Consider the following 17,958-nt stretch of genomic DNA (forward strand, 5'->3'; position numbering starts at 1 on the left):
TATGTATAAAAATATAAAAAAAGAATTATTCCTTTTAATTATAATGCTCATTATACTTATCTTGTTTATTATGAGCAGATGTGAAGTCCATGAAAATGCGGTATATGTAAAATTATTATCTGAGGACACTTATTTTGATTTTAAGGAGCATATAGCACCAAAAGAAATTATAAATGAATTTAAAAGGATAAAAGGAAATTCATTAATTCCATCATTTATACACTGTATTGCAGAATCCTCTGATTGTTTACTGTATGAAGATGAAAGTAATATTTTTCATATTATAAAAATAGAAAACGGACAACTTCAAGATTCTTTGTATAAACCAAAATTTGAATATACTATAGACGGAACTTATATATATTTTGTCTTTGAAGATGAATTTCTTAATTATGTTGATAGAATTTTAATGTGTTTAAAACTAAATGGACAAAAAGCGGGGCTTTATCCTATTCCTATCAGTACGATTATTTTAAAATGTGAAGCAATTATTCAAATCGAAAAATTGTCAGGATCAACTTTGGAAAATATTGATTTTGAAATTGCATATACCCATCATTATGGGGAAAATTGGACTTTGCCTTTCAAAGATTTATATAAGAAGGAGTAAGATTATTTTTGTAACCAATTAGTGAAATATATCATACAGTCAACTTAAATGTTTATCACTGAATAGATTTCTTTGTGTTTTGATAATATTTTACAAAATTATTGAGTTAACATAAACTATGAAACTAAAACCTTGTATTTATTCACAACCTAACTATCTCACTTCTCGGACAGCGATTGAAGCATTACATGCAGTGAGGCAACGCCGAACTTCCAGCCAAATCCTTTTTGCGGTTTGTGTAATCAAAAAGCAAGCTCTGACCGAAGGGAAGAGCCTTGCCCGTGAAGATAAATACAGCAAAAAGATTGGAGCGGTATTGGTGCTGCAAGCCGATAAGCGCAGCTTCGAAGCAAGCGCGGTGCCGATACTTGTTTGTTTTTATATTTTGTGCAATAATAAAAGTTATAAGGAACCTTCGGGATTCTTAAGGGCAAGGTGCTTGCATCGGCCCTTTAAACAGTTATTTTGAAGATAGGAAGGGTTATATGGAAGGTAACAACCAACAAGGTTCCGAGGTAAAGAAACTTTTATCTGACAAAAGTGTCTTTCCTTCCCTAACAGACCATAAGAAAACAATAAACCTTTGGAGAGTGAATAAATGACGGAAGGAGAATATTTTATTACCAATTTAATAAAAAATAATATGATTCAATTGTTTGATATAAATGGTAAGGATATGGAATTTGATTTTCAGCGACATATATGTCACAGTATAGCTGACATTTCTCTTAAAATAGGCAATAAGAAAGAAAGAATTGGATTTAGTATCTATTCAGCATTATACTTAGCAAAAGTATGGAAAGTACACATTGAAAAGTCGCAATACAAAAAGAAATTTATTTTATTAGTGCAAGTTGAAAATGAGTGGATATTAGGTAAACGAAATTCTGCTCCACCTTATGTCATATTAAATACTTTTGCAAAAGATAAAATATATAATTATAGTATTTTTTCTCGAATGTATAATGAAGATTTTATTTCTAATTATAATTTGGATGAAATACTGAAGGATATAAATTATGAAGTATTTATGTCGATTAATGGAGATATTCGTATTATCTTATTTTATAAATGAGAATAGAAATAATTTTTATATGAAAACAAAACTTAACATTTATTCACACCCCAACTATCTCACTCGGACAGCGATTGCAAGGGAGCAAAAGCAATTTATACAAATTGCTTTTGCTGTACATCTTTCCGCAGTAATTTCTGCGGAAAGATACCGAAGCGATAGCGGAGCCCTGAAAAGCGCGGTGTTCAATTTTGTTTTCTTCATAATGCTAAAAAACAAAATTGAACAGTCCGCCAAAAGAAAGTTATTATTAAATTTTTGGTATAAAAAATATGATCATATGTTTGATGAAACTTGATTTTTGTATGCTGTTAGAATAAATAGTTTGGCTGCGGTCTAACGGGTTGTTTACTCATAGTATATGTCAAAAAGATTATTTATCATTATAATGATTTTTACACTGAATAATTTTTATTATTTCATCTTCAATTTTATAAACAAGACGATGCTTTTCATCTATTGCTCGCGACCAATAACCGCTCAGATTTCCTTTTAAGGGTTCAGGGTGACCAATTCCATCGTTGCCGTTTCGTTCAATATCTGCAAATAATTGATTTATTTTTTTGAGAATCTTTTTATCATGGATTACCCAATAAGTGTAATCTTCCCACGCATCATCGGAAAAATCTTTATGCAATGTTATACCTCAACAAGTTCACGAATTGAATGCTGCCCGGTTTCCATTTGAGTTTTAGAATGTTCCAAAGCTTTTATATTTTTTTCAGAATAAAAAGAATTATCTTGAACAATTTCAAATGGAATTTTACGCTGTATTAAAGTTTGTTTTAAAAATATACGTATTGCAGTTGTCGTATCCATTCCTATTGATTCAAAAAAAGCATCCGCATCCTGTTTTAGAGTTTTATCTACCCGTGTCTGTAAAACTGCTGTTTTCATATTTACCTCTTATTAGTAAGATACTACAAAAGCAATAAAAAAGCAATACTTTTGCATAAATACTTTTCATTAAAAAGTATAAAGAAAATTACCGTGAGAGGAATTACCCGGTACCTAGACTTTTTTATGATTTTAACCTATAATCAATAAAATTATGAATTTTAAGGCTGGGGTATGACTTGTAATCAAAGAAAACCTGATTGGTTAAAAATAAAACTTCCTACCGGAGAGCTTTCACAGGAAGTATCGAATACAATAAAAATACATAAATTAAATACTATATGTACCAGCGGCAAATGTCCCAATCAGGGAGAATGTTGGAGGTGCGGAACTGCAACATTTATGATTTGCGGAAATATCTGTACGCGGGCATGTAAATTCTGCAATGTGCCTACCGGTTGCCCCTTGCCCCTAAATCCTAATGAGCCGATGGAAATAGCTCAATCGGTTGAAGCTTTAAACTTAAAACATGTAGTTTTAACCTCGGTAGATAGGGATGATATAAAAGATTTCGGAGCTTCCCACTGGGTAAAGGTTATAAGAGCCGTAAAACAAAAAACACCGAATGTTACTATGGAAGTTTTAATTCCCGATTTTCAAGGCCATGAAGATTTGGTATCGATGATTATCGAAGCAAAACCGGAGGTAATTTCTCATAATCTTGAAACGGTACGCAGGCTTTCTCCCCATGTCAGAAGCAGGGCTACGTATGACACCTCTCTCAAAGTTTTAAAACAAATTGCGGACTCCGGCTTGGTATGCAAATCAGGTATTATGTTGGGGCTGGGTGAAACAAGGGCTGAAATTTTAGAAACCATGGACGATTTACGCAAAATAAACTGCAAAGTTATGACCATAGGCCAATACCTCAGGCCCTCTATAAAAAACATTGAGGTTAAAGAATATGTAAGGCCTGAAGTTTTTGAAGAATATAAACAAATAGGTTTGGAGAAGGGTTTTTCTTTTGTGGAAAGCGGTCCCCTTGTTCGTTCCAGTTATCATGCCGAAAAGCATGTGTTGAGCTAAATATGACATACTTTTTTGAAACATACGGCTGTCAGATGAATCAGGCTGAATCCTCATCAATGGAACAGATTCTGCTCGAAAAGGGCTGGACGAATTCCTCCGATGCCGAACACTGCGATTTACTTATAATAAATACTTGTTCCGTACGCATAACTGCCGAAAACAGGGTTCTGGGAAGACTGGGACATTTTTCGGGCTTGAAAAAAAAGCGTAAATTTTTTGTGCTTTTAATAGGATGCATGGCTGAAAGGCTTTATACCGAAATACAAAAAGAATTTCCGCTCATCGATTATGTTGTCGGAATGTTTGAACGCAATCTTCTTCCTCAAATTTTTGATGAAATTAAAGCCCGCCTTAAAGATGATAATTATATGGCGGAGTTTACTCATAACAATATCGAAGAAAAACCCGTATCGGGTTATTATTTCGCACCTCTTTCTCATTCGCCGAAGTCCTTTCAAAGCTATGTGCCCATTATGAACGGCTGCAATAATTTTTGTACTTATTGTATTGTGCCCTATGTTCGGGGCAGGGAAGTTTCTCGTCCCGTAAATGAAATATTGCAAGAAATTACCGAGCTTTCATCAAGGGGGGTGAGGGAAATTACCTTGCTCGGCCAAAATGTAAATTCCTATAAAGGAGAAGACGGGGAGGGGAGAGTAATCGATTTTCCAAAACTTTTAAGTCTTATAGCGAGAGAAGCGGATAAAACCGATATGATAAGATGGATACGCTTTATGTCGAGTCATCCTAAGGATATGTCCGATGCCTTAATCGACACAATCGCTGCAGAAAAAAGAGTCTGCAAACTTGTTCATCTTCCGGTTCAGCATGGCTCCGATACAATTTTAAAAAGAATGAACAGGGTTTACACGGTTGAACATTATAAGAACAGAATAAAACGCCTAAAAGAAACCATACCCGATATTGCCTTGAGTACCGATATTTTGATTGGCTTCCCCGGTGAAACCGAAGATGATGTGAAGGCTACATTGGATTTGATGCAGGAAATAGAATTCGATTCAGCCTTTATGTATCATTATAATCCGCGAGAAGGAACAAAGGCTTTTAATTATCCTGACAGGATTTCTGAAGAAATAAAAATAGAAAGATTGGGCCGTGTAATCGACTTACAGCTAAAAATTACGGCAAAAAAAATGAAGGCTAAGCTCGGTAAAACGGTAGATATTTTGGTTGAATCCCATTCAAGGAATGAAAGGTCTGAACTTTTCGGGCACACCGAACAAGGAGAGATGACCGTAATTCAGGGCAATCCTCCCGAATCCTTAATCGGAAATTTTGCCCATGCAGAATTAAAAGAGCTAAAAGGAAAAACATTTAGAGCAAATCTTATCAGATAAAAAAAAGCCTGGAGGTTAAATATGCGTAAATATTTTATATCGATTTTTTTTATTTTTTGTGTTTTTGGAATTTATTCTCAAAATTTTTCTTTTGAAGTAGGAGATGACATAGTTGCTTTTACACAAAAAAATCCGCCGGGATATTTTATCAGTAGAGTTCAACTTATAAAAATGCCTGACGGTTTTCAAGAAATGATCGGCTATAAGGAAGTTATTACAAAAGAAGATACGAAATTTTTGGTATCGCAAAATAAGTTGGTAGGTGTTACCCAATATATAAACGGAAAAGAAATCTGTCTATATGATATGGTAGGTGACGGAAAAATAGATATTATTTCTCCTTATCCAATTGTACCGGCTTGGGTAATCACGGATTCGGAATACAATAAAAAAAGTTCTAAAAATAACATTGATAAATATTTGGAAGAGTTTTATAAGCTTTTTAACGGTAATGAAAACCCATACACAAGTAAAAAGCTAAACAAATTAATCGATAAAACAATGCAAGCAAGTGCAGATATAAAAAATGAAAACAGGGATATTATTTACGGAATATTTTTATATTATGGACTTCAATCAATAAAAAATCCCTTTCTGGATTTTGCAAATATGAATATGGTTGAAAGCACATATAAAGAACGCTTTAATAAGGGAGTGCATCCCTTAATTTACTTATGGATGATAGAAACTTTGATAAATGTAGGAGCTGATAAAAAAGACTTAGAGCCGCTGCTTAATGATATCGTAAATTCATATCCTGATTTTATTCCTTTTCAAGTATATTCTTGGCAGCTGGAAAAGGATAAAAAAGTAAAAGAGAGTAAATATAAAAACTTAAAAAATAAGTATTCAAAGCATTGGATTGTAAAACAGATATAGAATTTTTATAAACCTGTATACATTTTTATACTAAATTTTAAATATTGTAGAAATAATAATACATATTAATAAACAATATATTGGCTCGACTAAAATAGAGAATAGATTTTATAAATGGATAAGTTGGGCTGTAGAGATGTCAACTTGGATTTTATTGTGAAGAATGGGTAAAAATTCCTCCTAAAAAAACTCATAAAAACCCTTTATAAAACTTCCTATAATGTATGTTCTGTCTACTTATTCGGGGTTTTAATTGAATTGGGGTGAATTTTAAAAATTTTCATCTCCTCTTTTCTTTATCTTAAAATTTTGATATACTTCCATTTATAAGCCCCCTTTCATTAAAAAGGAAAATTGGAATTTTATTATGAAGAAAAAGCTTTTATTTTTTTTGATTTTTATAAATATACTGTTCTCAACCTTTATTACTTCTTGCAGCAATAATAAAGAAAAAGAAATTGTTTATGAAAAAATAAAACCTAAAAGGATTATAAAAAACAATATCCTCATTGTTCTTGGAAAAGATTATTATGAGCGGAAAGATATTTTAAAATATCTTGAAAATGAATATGCTCTTGGAAGTCCCGATTCTCATGTTAGAGTTTTACCCTATTCGGATATGGTAAAAGCGACTAAACAGCCTCGTCTTAGAATGATTAACGAGAAGATTGAAGAACAAAAAACAACAATACTTATTTCCATAGGTATACCTGAAGGCGGAGGCCGTTATCTGATTCAGGCTGCGGAGAATAATCCTAATCTTTCAATAATAAACCTTTTGCCCATGGACGAAATTCTCCCATTAGAAGCGGCTTCGGATATTGTAGTTGACTTTCAAATTCCTAAAGAGATAATGAATGAGGAAAAGGATTTTTTGATAAGCGATAATGAGGTTATGCTCTTACTTGTAGCAGCTATTTTTGCCGGTGAAGATATAAATGCTCATAACAAAAACATAAAGATTTTTCCGATTGAGGAATTTCAACAGGCTTTTTTTACGGCACAAACAATTTTGGGCAAGGAGCTTTTTACTAATCATTATACAATTAAACCGTATACTGATTCCGATACAGGGCTTCAATCTCATAGATACCTTTTAATTTATAAGGATTTTGATGAAAGTCAGAAAACGGCGGATGATAAAGAAAACTCAGGAGAAAACGAAACGGAGAATGACGGCATTATAAATCCGGATAAGCTTGAGGGAGGTGCTTAACCGGTGAACTCTTTGGAGTACTTTAATAAAGGGATTTTTGCATCTCCTGAAGCTCTTGAAAAACTAAAATCTGCCGAAAAAGCACGCCTTATTTTAATTTCGGATACACACGGTAACGTAGATACTATAATCGATATTTTGGGCCGCGAGGGAAAAAAATCCGATGCCGTTTTATTTTCGGGAGACGGCCTTGCAGATTTTTTAAATTATATAACGATTTCGCAATACGAAAAAGAGCTGATGGAATGTATGCCTCCTGTAGCAGCTCTCGTTATGGGAAATTGCGATTCAAAAAAATATGTTCTAAATTTAGATGCAAGAAAAACGGGAGCGGATTTCGGCTTTAAAAAAAATCCCGAACAATATTTGGAATTTTTTGAATTTATCTTTTTAGAAGCTTGCCGTAAAAAAATTCTTTTAACCCACGGGCATGAATTCTATGTAGATTTTGAATTAAACACTCTTTTAAATTTTGCACGGCAGCAAGACTGCTCGGTTGCGGTTTTCGGCCATACCCATGTACCATTAATTAAAGAAGTAAACGGAATATTTTTGATAAACCCCGGTTCGGTATCAAGACCTAGAATGGGCTCAAATAAAAGCTATGGAATTTTAACTATGAGCAAAGATGCAAAACCGTCAATGGAATTTAAAAATTTATAAAGCAGATATTTTTTCTTCTTCCAATTGTTTTAAGATTTTTTCATCCAGTTTTATGGAAAGATTTTTTTCATGTGTAGGAAGAACGGTTCCTTTGGGTGCGTTTTTTGCTCTGCGTAAATATTTTACCTGAGTGGTATATAAATCGGCTTGTCCATTTTTTCTCGCCTTTGAATAAAAGACTGCGAGGTTTCCGGCCTTAATCAAAACAGGTAAGGGGATACTCTTCCCTGCCCTAGCCTTTATAAAAACATAGCCGCCTGCATAATCCCTTGTGTGAAGCCAAAGGTCAGCCCCCTTAACAAAATGACGCAAAAGCTCATCATTTTCGGCTGCCGTTCGGCCTACTAAAATAGTCCAACCTTCCGAAAAGAATTTTAAACCCGGAGCGGTTTTTGTGTTTTTTGCTTTTTGCTGAACCGGAATTTTTTCTTTTTGAAGAATTTTTTGAATTAAATAAGGGTTTTCTTCCGTTTTAATTTTTTCTATTTTTTCTTTTAGTTTTTCTATTTCTTTTTCGGCCGATATAATATCTTCTTCCAAGGCCTCTAAACCAGAAACGGCTTTTTTATATTTTTCGTAATATAGATTTGCATTTTCTTGGGGTGTTTTTAGGGGCTCCAAAGTAATATTTATTTTTGCACCGTTTTTTGTGTAATCTTCAAGTTCTATAAATTTCATTCCCTTTTTTATCAGATGAAGGTTTGAAAAAAGCAAATCTCCTGCATTTTTTAAACTTTGAGCATTTAAAAATTCTTCCCTTTTTGCTTTAAGTTTTAAAAGAGCTTTTTCGATTTTTAATATTTTGGTTCCGTAAAGGTTTTCGGCTTCATCCAGCAGGGCTTCTTTTGAAACCTTTGGAGCATTATTAATATACCATTCTTCGACAGCCTCATTAAAAGTTTTTGTTTTGTCATACTCGCGAACACAATAATCTTGTTTTTTTATTTTTTGAGGTTCTGGAGTCAGCCAAGTTCCGCCTGATATTTCGCCCTTCTTGGGGCGACGGTAAAAAGCGTCGATTATAAGGTTATTTTCATCGGTTAAAACTATGTTTGCGGCCCCGCTCCACAGCCTTAAATATAAAAAAAAGCCTCCTGCTCCGCTTGAAATATGAAGACGTATGATTCTGTCTTCGTTTAGTTGTTCCGCTTTTAGAATTTTCCCGCCCTTGATTCTGGATTTTAAAAGCTCCATAAAACGCATAGGCTTATCGAATTTTGGAATTTTTTTACGTGTAGCATGAAGCCGGCATGCTCCGGCATCAAGAGAAATAAAAAGAGTAAGAGGTTTATCTTTGTAAAGATAAAAGACCAAGGCTGTATAAGATGGCTGAATTATTTTTTGAATAAAATAGCCCTCTAATTTCAGCTCTTCAAGAATTAGATCTATTTCTTTATTGTTTAAGGACATTAAAATCCGAATCCTTTTAAAAGATCTTTTACCTTGTTTTCTGCCTCTTTTTTTACCTCGTTTTGCACTTCTTTTATTTTTCCTGCGGCAATATCTTTTATACGTTTTTCGGCTTCAGCCTTCTTTTTATCCAATATTTTTTCGTAATTTTTTACGTCATCAAGAAGCTTTTTCGCCTTATTTGCTGCCGACATAAAGGTGTCGATTTCTTTTTTGTAAGTTTCTTTTTGTTCATTAAGCCATTTTTGTCCCTGCTTTAAAAGCTCTGCTTTTACTTTTTCAACCTGGCGGGCAAATTCTTTTTTTAAGGCAGCTGCTATTTGATTATCCACATCCGTATCGACATCGAGGGTAAAACTTTCTCCCTTATTGATTGTAAGGGTTGTTTTTACGTTTATCTTTTTTATATCTGATAGAATGTTTTGATAGATTTCAAAAACAAATGCCGGTTCAAATTTTTGAACACTAAGAATGCTTTTGATGATTTCCATATTTGCATTGATAACTACATCCTTATCTTTAGAAACCTTTATACCGCCTCCCGTTTTTAAGATACCTGTAAGAGAAGGAACGGCATCTGCAGGAGAAGGAATATCCATATCCAAGCCTTCAAATGTAAAATCGGTATCGACGAGCTCATTGGTATAAGAACGTAAATCGATTATACCCTCTGCAGTTTCTTTTAATTTTCCGTGGGCTGCATTTAAATTAATTGTAAGAGGAATACCGAGTTTATCGTAATCATTAGTTATAGCCTTAGCTCTTCCTCCGATTTCAAAGACATCCTTTTCGGGATGATGACCTGAAAGCGAAATATTCCTTATCAAGAAAGTCGGAACCGAATCCTTACCGAAGATAAAGGTTTTGCCGGGAAGGCGTTCCATAGCTTTCGATTTTTGAGCCAATGTAAGTTCCTTTTCTTGTTTAGGCTGTTTTTGAGAGCTTTGTAAAAGCTCCATTCCTTGAACAAAATAAGGATAATATGTACCAAGAGTATTTACTATAAAAGTGTTTATAAGATCGGCAACCAGTTTTTTACCGGTATCGATATTGATAGATTTTATTTGTCCTGCAATGTTGTTTAAACGGTTTAAGTCATTTGTAACAGCATTACCTGCTTCCCGTGCCAGCTTATCAACATCATTTATATCGTTTTGAACATCATTAAAAAGACGGTTTGCTAAATCAAAATCATCCTGCCCTGTTTTAACTACTTTTTGGATAATTTCGATCAGCTCTTGAAGCTGTTTTATATCGTTAATCTTATTTATATCTATGGCCATTAGTTTTTGAACAGACTCAATGGTGTCTACAACCTGTTTTTCTACATCGTCCTTAGTCTTAATCCATTTTTGAGCCATCGGATCTACGGAATTTATAATTTTCTCGGTAATTTCAGGAGTTTTAAAAGCGGCTTTTTCGCGTTCAAGAATTTTTCTAGGATCTATTTGATCTTGAACGGCTTTTAAACCGCTGTCAACGGATACTTGGGACTGCACTTTTTTAAGTTCAGTATTTATAAGTTCCGTAATGGGGTTAGGCTTCTTATTGGGATCTGCAGGTTTTTGTTTTTTTGGAGGCAAGGCTCCGGAAGTCGTTCTTTCAGTATTCCATGTAAAACCTTCAATCGCCATATTTTCTGCAACAAATTTTCCTCGGCTTAATTCCAAAAGGTTAAAATAAAAGTCTATATTTTGGATCTCAAATAAATTGCGCATGGGCTCGTTTTTATTTGCAACCTTATATCCTTGGATTCTAAACCTAGTGTTAAACAAGTCGAAGTCTACAAGGCTTACCTCACATTTTGCACCGAAAGCAGCTTCGGAGCCTCCGACTATAATTTTTTTTGCCAATACATTTCTAAAAATATATACAAAGAATAGAACGGCAAAAACGCAGGCTAAAGCACCTAGCACTGCCGGAAAATTTACCCTACCCTTTTGTCTGCCTATTTCCAAAGCTATTTTGTTTATTCGTTTTAATTGGGTTTTATCGTTTATCTTTGTTTTATCGAATTGGAAATACTCTTTGTTTGTTTTTTCATCGGTACTTGAAACTATAAAACCTTGGATATAATCTTTATCTGACGGAATGAAAATCTTTTTATAGATTTTTCGATTAAGAGATCTTTTTGTATAACGTTTTTTAAAAAGTTTTTTTACCTTTTCAAGTTTTTTTGCCTCTTTAGCGGCTCTTTTGGCGGCTTTTATTTCATCTTTTTGCAATGATTCGTTATTTTTATCCGTCATATTAAAAATTTTCCTTTATATCAGATATTTTTGTTAAGTGGCGAAGAAGCGGTATCTTACCTAAAAGGCCGACACCCTTTACATTTACGGCAGGCTGCATATATTTTCTATATTTTGCTATTATAATTCTTGTTAAGATGTATACGGGAATATACAGTATAAGTCCCCAAATTATGCCCCCTAAGACCATTGTGTTCGAAAGCTTAAAAAGAGCTACAAAAGGAATGTTTTCTAAGGCGATAAATATGGGGCGTAAAAATAGCAGTTGAACAGCCCAAAAACCTATATTGTTTATTAGTACATCCATAAATGGGGTTACAAACCCGAATAAAATAAAAGTTATAAAAAAGGCTCCTTTATTTATGCGGATAAAAATAGACAAGAAAAACAAAAACGTAAATGTTAAATTATTTTTAGGTAATATTGCCAAAAAAAGGCCTAAGGCGACGGCATGAGCTATATCACCGGGATGAGCATTTGCATTAATGGCTCTAAAAAATGAAGTTACATATTTTATCATAGAAATACGGTTTTAAACCTCCTCCTTTTTATTTAGTCTATAGCATGGAAGCTTTTTTTTCAATAGCATCGGCATATACTTTTAAATATTTTTCCGCGGCTATATTCCATCCGAACTTTTTACTCATGGCCTTGGTTCTCATCTTTTTTATGTGATCTTTTTTATTATACCAAGCATAAGCAGCCCAGCCGACCGTATCGTAAATACTTTGAGGGCTTAAGTATTCAAGCACAAAACCCGTACCCTCGCCTGTTTCTTCATTATAGTTTTCTACCGTATCTGCGAGCCCTCCCGTCTTTCGGACTATGGGCAAGGTTCCGTAAAGGAGGGAATACATTTGGTTTAAGCCGCATGGTTCATATCTTGAAGGCATCAAGAAAAAATCGCTTCCGGCTTCGATTAAATGACTTAATTCTTCATTATAGCCTATATAACATCTAAAATTAGGCAGCCTTTGTGAAAGAAAATTGAGCTCTTTTTCGCACCAAGATTCACCTGAGCCTAAAACAACCATTTGAAGCTTTATATCGGAACATATCTTAAATGCCGAACCGTACATGGGCCCGAAAAGCTCTGAAATCCCCTTTTGATCAACCAAACGGCTTATCATGCCGAATATCGGAACGGAAGTATCTATTTCGAGCCCGACCCTTTCCTGTAAAACGGATTTATTTTTTTCCTTTTCTTCAAGGGTTTTAGAATTGTATCGGTAAGGAATATACTCGTCTTTTGAAGGATTCCATATTGAAGTATCTACCCCGTTTAAAATTCCTGTCAATTCTTTTTCCCTGTAACGCAAAATACCGTCCATCCTAAAGCCGAATTCGGGGCGTTTAATTTCTTCCGCATAAGAAGGAGAAACGGTTGTAAGCATATCGGAAGAAACAAGAGCTGCTTTTAAAAAGTTTATTCTATCCCAGTCTTCAAAGCCCGTAGCATAAAAGTTGTTCCAATCAAGGCCGGTATCGGGAAAATAGTGTTTAGAATAAACGCCTTGATAACCCATATTATGAATGGTAAAAACACTTGCCGTATTTTTAAATTCCGTATTTTTTTCGGTAAAGCGTAAAAGTACGGGAACCAAGCCTGCAGCCCAATCATGAGCGTGTACAACGTCGGGAATCCATGCCTGTTTTCTGCAAACCTGAAAAGCTGCATGGGCTAAAAGTGAAAATCTTTTCGTATTATCGGAAAAATCAGGCTCAAAAGGTGAGCCATAAACTCCATCCCTGCCGAAGGCTTGTTCATGATCTATAAAATAAACCTTTACCTTTGAAGAAGGCAGATTTGACTCATAAACTCCTACCCAGTGTTCATAAGGTCCAAGATGAACAGCCATTGCTCCCGGAATTTGTTTTAAGTTTTTTCGATCAATTTTATAATAACGAGGCATTACAACCCTTACATCATGTCCTTTTTCTGCAAGAGCTATTGATAAAGCCGTAACGGCATCAGCCAAACCTCCTACTTTTGCAAAAGGAACAAGCTCGCTTGTAACCATCATTATTTTCATAAAATTCCTCCGTTATAATAATGATACCATAGTTTTATTGATTTTAAAAGACTAAAACTAAAAAGTCGTAACTTTATAATGCGAAATTTTGTTGTTTTACTGTACTTACAAAAAGCCTTTTAGGTTTTTGTAAGTGCTTGATTTTTTTGGAGGCTTTTATGAAAGATTCTATTATTAAGGGCATAAAACTTATCGGCGTTTTATGTATCGGTTTTGTTTTATTTGGAGCATGCAGTCCTCAAGCAAGCGAAAAGCGTTTTGTAAGCGTTACAGGACGATCTTCTATTTCAAAATCTCCTGATCAGGTTTCAATTTCGTTTTCGGTTTTTTCTAAGGATAGAGACTTATCTGCAGCAAAAAAGAAAAATGATGCGGCAATTTTAAAATTAAAAGAACTTTTTGAAAAATATAAAATCGAACAAAAAAATATAAGTATTGAACGCGTAAATATTACCCCTCGATACAGATATAGGGACAACGGTGATGAATATTTTGACAGCTATGAAGTGGTACAAAACATAGCCATTCTTCTTACAAAGATTGAAGATTACGAAGTATTTTTAACCGACCTTTTAAATACGGGGGTCGATAGAATCTATAATGTAGGCTTTTCGGTTGCCGATATGAGAAAGTTAATGGACGAGGCAAGGGCTGAGGCTGTAAAAGCAGCTGAAGAAAAAGCTCTCCTTCTTTGTAAGGCAGCCCCCAACGGCGGACACCCCCTTTCTTTAGGAAAAATAATCAGCATAAGCGAGGAACCTACAGGTATGTTCCAACGAAACTATTATAATTATGCTGCCCAAAATATGAAACAAGCCGCCTATGATGAGGCTGCAGGAGGAAATTTTTCTCCCATGGGACAGATTGAAGTTTCTGCAGAAATCAGCCTTGTCTTTGAATTGGAATAGACTTTTAACCACCGCCACTGATGGCGGTGATTAAAAACTTACAAGTTTTTTGCAAACTTGAAGCTTAAAAATGTACACGGGATGTACAGAGGCTTATTATCAGTGGAAGCCTCGTCTTCCAACCTGGCATCCTAATCATAGAGCCTCGATTTCTTTTTTGCTGAGACCAGTCATTTGTATGACAAAGTCAAGCTCACAATTTGCTTGCTTCATCAGCTTTGCTGTTTCAACTGCTTTTTGATAGGCTCCCTTTTCAATACCTTCTTGATACCCCTCATGTTTCCAAGAGGCCTTGTCGTGTTCATATTTCATGCGGTTTTCATAAAGCCATTTTTCTTTTGGACTCATTTCTATTACTGTAATAGTGGAATTTGCTTTTCTCATCATTTCAGAACTTTCTGCTAACATCTCCCTTACCTCCATGTCATCAGTTTCGATAAATTTCAGCCATTTGTAAAGTTTCTTTTTCTTTTCGTCCTGCTCAATATTTTCTTCGTCTTTTACCTTGGCTAAGTTTAAAAAGTGGATTTCGAGCTCATCGGAAAGCCTGTCGTTTATGTGCTTTTCGACTACATTGTACTCACTATGTATAAGATTATTTAAATTAAAGCCTTCACCCACTATGTTTATTGTAATACATTTAGGCAATTTTGTATATACTTCACTTGTTTTTAAGTTTTCCGTATACATTTTAGCCCAGTAAAAGATGGTACGCTGAACAAATTCGCTGTTCCACCTATTTTGAATCTCGATGTCGATAATTGTGTTGTTCTTCAGGCGTAATTTTATGTCTAAAACTCCGGTTTTATCAGTTATCGAATCCTTATGAAACTCCTTATCCAAGAGCTCCAAACCTGCGATGTTCTCAGGCGGGATGTCTAAGATACATTCCAGCAGATCCTGTAAGACATCCTTGTTTTCTTCCACTCCAAATACTCTCTTAAATGCGTAATCGTTTCGGAGGGTAATCTTAAACAATTTTCCCATATTTAATTCCTCTAATAATTTTTTTAAAGAAGAAAAATTTTTCCCCTTTCATAATTATTGTAGAGATTATTTGAGGTTAATAGTAAAATTTGAAAAAAAGCCTAATTTTATTAAAAATATATTTCCAAAACTACCCTTTCGGAAAAAAGTATGGGTATCGGGATTTCAATTAAAAATTGATCATATAAATCTAAAAATGTATAATCAAGTTCTTCCTTGGCATTTTTAAGAACTACCTTGCTGATATTTTTTATACAGGATTTACTTATCAATAATCTATATTTTCCTGTTGCCAGCAATGCCATAGCTGCTTCATCTTTGTTAGGGGTTTCATTTGATTCTTCTGAAAAAGAAGGCAAATTAATTATTGCTTTTTCACCTGTGTATTTTGGAATGAAATATATTGTATCTTGGGAATTTATTTTTTTTAGAATATTTTTATCGTTGTAATTGATATTCATGTCTATTAAGTAGCCAATATCAATCGGATCATTTATTTTTGATAGTTTTGCTGAAAAAGGGTTAAACTTAGGAGTATCGATTAGTTCTTTAATTTCTTTATCATTAAAAAACTTTTCATAATTTTTATCTTCACTAGAAGAAACTCCTGCCGCAAGAGCAAAAATCATTTTAGAAACCGTTATCTTTATTGTGTTTTGTTCGGAACCGTCAGGCAGACGTGTTATATGCTGCACAATATCTAAGCAGCCCGTACAAATTAAGCATAAGACAACAACCAAAATTAAAATACTAAATTTTTTCATATTCCTATAATAAACTAAACACAAAATTTTTGCAAGAGAAAAATATTTATGATTTTTTCCCTCTTGCATAGCTTTTGCATTTTAACTATAATATTTAATTATGGAAAAAATGCAAAGAACCGTAACCTGCGGCGGCTTAAATAAGGATTTTGCAGGAAAAACTGTTGTTTTAAACGGCTGGATTCACCGAAAAAGGGATCACGGCGGTATTACTTTTTTAAATTTACGCGACCGTTACGGTTTGACTCAGGTGGTTGTGGACGATGATGCAAGCGAAGAGTTAAAAGCCCTTGCTATAAGTCTCAAGCAGGAATTCTGTATTGCCGTTGAGGGGCTTGTAAGACCGCGCCCCGATTCTATGATAAACAAAGAAATGGCAACGGGAGAAATCGAAGTTAAGGCCTTAAAGATTGAAGTGCTTTCAAAAAGCGAGGTGCTTCCTTTTCAGATTGACGAAAAAACAAATGCAAACGAAGATTTGCGGCTTAAATACAGGTATTTGGATCTACGCTCAAAGGCAATGCAGGATCATATTATTTTGCGTTCAAAATTCGCCTTTGCTGTCCGCGAATTTTTAACTTCAAAAGATTTTTTGGAAATTGAAACCCCGACATTTATTAAGTCCACACCGGAAGGAGCCCGCGACTATCTGGTTCCCTCCCGCCTTTATCCGGGAAAATTCTATGCCCTACCCCAATCTCCGCAGATTTATAAGCAGATTTTAATGGTATCGGGCTTTGATAAATATTTTCAGATTGCACGCTGCTACCGCGACGAGGATGCCCGAGGCGACAGACAGCCCGAGTTCACTCAAATAGATATTGAAATGAGCTTTGCTTCCCGCGAAGATGTTTTAAGTTTAACCGAAGGAATGATGCAGTATGCTTTTAAAAAGAGCATAAACGTAGACCTTCCGAAAGCATTTGAACGCATAAGCTATGACGAAGCTATCGATGTTTACGGCACTGATAAGCCCGATCTCCGCTTTGAAATGAAGATGCAGGATGCAGCATTTATGGCCGAAATCGGAAACTTTGCAGTTTTCAAAGATGCCCTTTCTTCAGGAGGAGCTGTCAAGGCCTTGGTCGTAAAAGGACAGGCAGAATCCTATAGCCGCAAAAAAATTGAAGAGCTTGAAGCCGCAGCCAAAATCTACAAGGCAAAGGGCTTGGCTTGGATTAAGGTAACGGAAAGCGGTGCAAAATTTGAAGGCGGTATTTCCAAATTCTTTGAAGGAAAGGAAGCGGAAATTTGCTCAAAACTCGGAGCCGAAAAAGGCGACTTAATTCTTTTTGTAGCCGATAAGTACAAGATTGCCTGTACGGCCTTGGGAGCCGTCAGAAGCAAGCTCGGAAAAGACTTAGGACTCTTAAACCCTGCCGAGTTTAAATTTGCTTGGATTGTGGACTTCCCCCTCTTTGAATGGAATGAGGAAGAAAACAAATGGGATCCGGCTCATCACATGTTCTCGGCCCCTCAAGAAAAATATATTGCAACAATGGAAGAAAATCCTGAACCTGTAAAAGGCGATCTTTACGACCTTGTTTTAAACGGATATGAAGTAGCCTCCGGCTCCATAAGAATCCATAATCCCGAACTGCAAAAGCGTATCTTTAAGATTGTCGGTTTTGATGAAAGCGAGGCGGAAAAGAAGTTCGGCTTTTTAACGGAAGCCTTTAAATACGGTGCCCCGCCCCACGGCGGCATTGCTCCGGGACTTGACCGCATAGTGATGATTATGGCAGGCGAAACCTCGATAAAAGAAGTAATCGCCTTCCCGAAAAACTCCTTTGCAGTAAGCCCCATGGACGACAGCCCCAGCGAAGTAGACCAAAAGCAGCTGGATGAACTCCATTTGGTTATTAAGGAATGAGGTTTAA

General features: G+C 35.1%; 19 protein-coding genes. 11 read left to right on the forward strand and 8 right to left on the reverse strand.

Annotated elements, in window-relative coordinates; all coding sequences use genetic code 11:
• The first annotated feature begins 1 nt into the window (after position 1).
• The 4 genes from HGJ18_RS04375 to HGJ18_RS04390 all read left to right on the forward strand — a co-directional run bounded on the left by HGJ18_RS04375 (position 2) and on the right by HGJ18_RS04390 (position 1,983).
• On the forward strand, positions 2–610 hold the full coding sequence (locus HGJ18_RS04375; RefSeq protein ID WP_253697871.1) for a hypothetical protein: 609 nt from the start codon (positions 2–4) through the stop codon (positions 608–610).
• A gap of 118 nt (positions 611–728) precedes the next feature.
• Positions 729–1,079, forward strand: coding sequence for a hypothetical protein (locus tag HGJ18_RS04380; RefSeq protein ID WP_253697874.1), 351 nt, complete (start codon positions 729–731; stop codon positions 1,077–1,079).
• A gap of 129 nt (positions 1,080–1,208) precedes the next feature.
• The gene (locus HGJ18_RS04385; RefSeq protein WP_253697875.1) at positions 1,209–1,685 is read left to right on the forward strand and encodes a hypothetical protein; all 477 of its coding nucleotides are present in this window, start codon (positions 1,209–1,211) and stop codon (positions 1,683–1,685) included.
• A 19-nt stretch (positions 1,686–1,704) separates the two neighbouring features.
• On the forward strand, positions 1,705–1,983 hold the full coding sequence (locus HGJ18_RS04390; protein ID WP_253697877.1) for a hypothetical protein: 279 nt from the start codon (positions 1,705–1,707) through the stop codon (positions 1,981–1,983).
• Positions 1,984–2,058: 75 nt separating this feature from the next.
• Here the strand turns inward: HGJ18_RS04390 and HGJ18_RS04395 are convergent, their stop codons facing one another.
• Positions 2,059–2,322: a Txe/YoeB family addiction module toxin gene (locus HGJ18_RS04395; RefSeq protein ID WP_010699424.1), complete on the reverse strand. Its 264-nt coding sequence runs from the start codon at positions 2,320–2,322 to the stop codon at positions 2,059–2,061.
• A gap of 2 nt (positions 2,323–2,324) precedes the next feature.
• The gene (locus HGJ18_RS04400; protein WP_002669190.1) at positions 2,325–2,582 is read right to left on the reverse strand and encodes a type II toxin-antitoxin system RelB/DinJ family antitoxin; all 258 of its coding nucleotides are present in this window, start codon (positions 2,580–2,582) and stop codon (positions 2,325–2,327) included.
• Positions 2,583–2,756: 174 nt separating this feature from the next.
• On the opposite strand from HGJ18_RS04400, the gene lipA reads away from it, so the two are divergent.
• The 5 genes from lipA to HGJ18_RS04425 all read left to right on the forward strand — a co-directional run bounded on the left by lipA (position 2,757) and on the right by HGJ18_RS04425 (position 7,727).
• On the forward strand, positions 2,757–3,608 hold the full coding sequence (gene lipA / locus HGJ18_RS04405) for a lipoyl synthase (RefSeq protein WP_253697878.1): 852 nt from the start codon (positions 2,757–2,759) through the stop codon (positions 3,606–3,608).
• Between the two features lie 2 nt (positions 3,609–3,610).
• Positions 3,611–4,969 (forward strand): tRNA (N6-isopentenyl adenosine(37)-C2)-methylthiotransferase MiaB, encoded by a 1,359-nt coding sequence (gene miaB / locus HGJ18_RS04410; RefSeq protein WP_253697879.1) that lies wholly within the window; start codon positions 3,611–3,613, stop codon positions 4,967–4,969.
• 21 nt (positions 4,970–4,990) lie between these two features.
• Complete coding sequence (locus tag HGJ18_RS04415; RefSeq protein WP_253697882.1) at positions 4,991–5,848, forward strand: hypothetical protein; 858 nt, start codon at positions 4,991–4,993, stop codon at positions 5,846–5,848.
• Positions 5,849–6,215: 367 nt separating this feature from the next.
• Positions 6,216–7,064: a hypothetical protein gene (locus tag HGJ18_RS04420; protein ID WP_253697884.1), complete on the forward strand. Its 849-nt coding sequence runs from the start codon at positions 6,216–6,218 to the stop codon at positions 7,062–7,064.
• A gap of 3 nt (positions 7,065–7,067) precedes the next feature.
• The gene (locus HGJ18_RS04425) at positions 7,068–7,727 is read left to right on the forward strand and encodes a metallophosphoesterase (RefSeq protein ID WP_253697885.1); all 660 of its coding nucleotides are present in this window, start codon (positions 7,068–7,070) and stop codon (positions 7,725–7,727) included.
• Here the strand turns inward: HGJ18_RS04425 and HGJ18_RS04430 are convergent.
• The 4 genes from HGJ18_RS04430 to glgA are packed head-to-tail and all read right to left on the reverse strand — an operon-like array spanning position 7,722 to position 13,419.
• Complete coding sequence (locus HGJ18_RS04430) at positions 7,722–9,137, reverse strand: NFACT RNA binding domain-containing protein (protein WP_253690977.1); 1,416 nt, start codon at positions 9,135–9,137, stop codon at positions 7,722–7,724. The two genes, HGJ18_RS04425 and HGJ18_RS04430, sit on opposite strands and share 6 nt — an antisense overlap.
• The gene (locus tag HGJ18_RS04435) at positions 9,137–11,386 is read right to left on the reverse strand and encodes a TIGR03545 family protein (protein ID WP_253697886.1); all 2,250 of its coding nucleotides are present in this window, start codon (positions 11,384–11,386) and stop codon (positions 9,137–9,139) included. The genes HGJ18_RS04430 and HGJ18_RS04435 overlap by 1 nt, the downstream gene beginning before the upstream one ends.
• A 1-nt stretch (position 11,387) precedes the next feature.
• Entirely contained in the window at positions 11,388–11,906 is a 519-nt protein-coding gene (locus HGJ18_RS04440; RefSeq protein ID WP_253697889.1) for a DUF2062 domain-containing protein, read from the reverse strand.
• Positions 11,907–11,943: 37 nt separating this feature from the next.
• Positions 11,944–13,419 (reverse strand): glycogen synthase GlgA, encoded by a 1,476-nt coding sequence (glgA, locus tag HGJ18_RS04445; RefSeq protein WP_253697891.1) that lies wholly within the window; start codon positions 13,417–13,419, stop codon positions 11,944–11,946.
• A 158-nt stretch (positions 13,420–13,577) separates the two neighbouring features.
• On the opposite strand from glgA, the gene HGJ18_RS04450 reads away from it, so the two are divergent.
• On the forward strand, positions 13,578–14,327 hold the full coding sequence (locus tag HGJ18_RS04450) for an SIMPL domain-containing protein (protein ID WP_253697893.1): 750 nt from the start codon (positions 13,578–13,580) through the stop codon (positions 14,325–14,327).
• A gap of 135 nt (positions 14,328–14,462) precedes the next feature.
• Here HGJ18_RS04450 and HGJ18_RS04455 read toward each other — a convergent pair whose 3' ends face one another.
• Entirely contained in the window at positions 14,463–15,314 is an 852-nt protein-coding gene (locus HGJ18_RS04455; RefSeq protein ID WP_253697895.1) for an Rpn family recombination-promoting nuclease/putative transposase, read from the reverse strand.
• A gap of 110 nt (positions 15,315–15,424) precedes the next feature.
• On the reverse strand, positions 15,425–16,078 hold the full coding sequence (locus HGJ18_RS04460; RefSeq protein WP_253697896.1) for a hypothetical protein: 654 nt from the start codon (positions 16,076–16,078) through the stop codon (positions 15,425–15,427).
• Between the two features lie 109 nt (positions 16,079–16,187).
• On the opposite strand from HGJ18_RS04460, the gene aspS reads away from it, so the two are divergent.
• Positions 16,188–17,951 (forward strand): aspartate--tRNA ligase, encoded by a 1,764-nt coding sequence (gene aspS / locus HGJ18_RS04465; protein WP_253698314.1) that lies wholly within the window; start codon positions 16,188–16,190, stop codon positions 17,949–17,951.
• Positions 17,952–17,958 lie beyond the last annotated feature (7 nt).

Origin of the sequence: Treponema denticola (assembly GCF_024181405.1) — a bacterium.
Taxonomy (GTDB): Bacteria; Spirochaetota; Spirochaetia; order Treponematales; family Treponemataceae; genus Treponema_B; species Treponema_B denticola_D.

Excerpts from the sequence above, each read along its gene's own strand:
- HGJ18_RS04450 (WP_253697893.1), top strand. The coding sequence starts at position 13,578 with ATGAAAGATTCTATTATTAAGGGCATAAAACTTATCGGCGTTTTATGT.
- glgA (WP_253697891.1), bottom strand. The coding sequence starts at position 13,419 with ATGAAAATAATGATGGTTACAAGCGAGCTTGTTCCTTTTGCAAAAGTA.
- HGJ18_RS04420 (WP_253697884.1), top strand. The coding sequence starts at position 6,216 with ATGAAGAAAAAGCTTTTATTTTTTTTGATTTTTATAAATATACTGTTC.
- HGJ18_RS04400 (WP_002669190.1), bottom strand. The coding sequence starts at position 2,582 with ATGAAAACAGCAGTTTTACAGACACGGGTAGATAAAACTCTAAAACAG.
- HGJ18_RS04415 (WP_253697882.1), top strand. The coding sequence starts at position 4,991 with ATGCGTAAATATTTTATATCGATTTTTTTTATTTTTTGTGTTTTTGGA.
- lipA (WP_253697878.1), top strand. The coding sequence starts at position 2,757 with ATGACTTGTAATCAAAGAAAACCTGATTGGTTAAAAATAAAACTTCCT.
- HGJ18_RS04455 (WP_253697895.1), bottom strand. The coding sequence starts at position 15,314 with ATGGGAAAATTGTTTAAGATTACCCTCCGAAACGATTACGCATTTAAG.
- HGJ18_RS04375 (WP_253697871.1), top strand. The coding sequence starts at position 2 with ATGTATAAAAATATAAAAAAAGAATTATTCCTTTTAATTATAATGCTC.
- HGJ18_RS04385 (WP_253697875.1), top strand. The coding sequence starts at position 1,209 with ATGACGGAAGGAGAATATTTTATTACCAATTTAATAAAAAATAATATG.
- HGJ18_RS04435 (WP_253697886.1), bottom strand. The coding sequence starts at position 11,386 with ATGACGGATAAAAATAACGAATCATTGCAAAAAGATGAAATAAAAGCC.
- HGJ18_RS04460 (WP_253697896.1), bottom strand. The coding sequence starts at position 16,078 with ATGAAAAAATTTAGTATTTTAATTTTGGTTGTTGTCTTATGCTTAATT.
- HGJ18_RS04440 (WP_253697889.1), bottom strand. The coding sequence starts at position 11,906 with ATGATAAAATATGTAACTTCATTTTTTAGAGCCATTAATGCAAATGCT.
- HGJ18_RS04380 (WP_253697874.1), top strand. The coding sequence starts at position 729 with ATGAAACTAAAACCTTGTATTTATTCACAACCTAACTATCTCACTTCT.
- aspS (WP_253698314.1), top strand. The coding sequence starts at position 16,188 with ATGCAAAGAACCGTAACCTGCGGCGGCTTAAATAAGGATTTTGCAGGA.
- HGJ18_RS04430 (WP_253690977.1), bottom strand. The coding sequence starts at position 9,137 with ATGTCCTTAAACAATAAAGAAATAGATCTAATTCTTGAAGAGCTGAAA.
- miaB (WP_253697879.1), top strand. The coding sequence starts at position 3,611 with ATGACATACTTTTTTGAAACATACGGCTGTCAGATGAATCAGGCTGAA.
- HGJ18_RS04390 (WP_253697877.1), top strand. The coding sequence starts at position 1,705 with ATGAAAACAAAACTTAACATTTATTCACACCCCAACTATCTCACTCGG.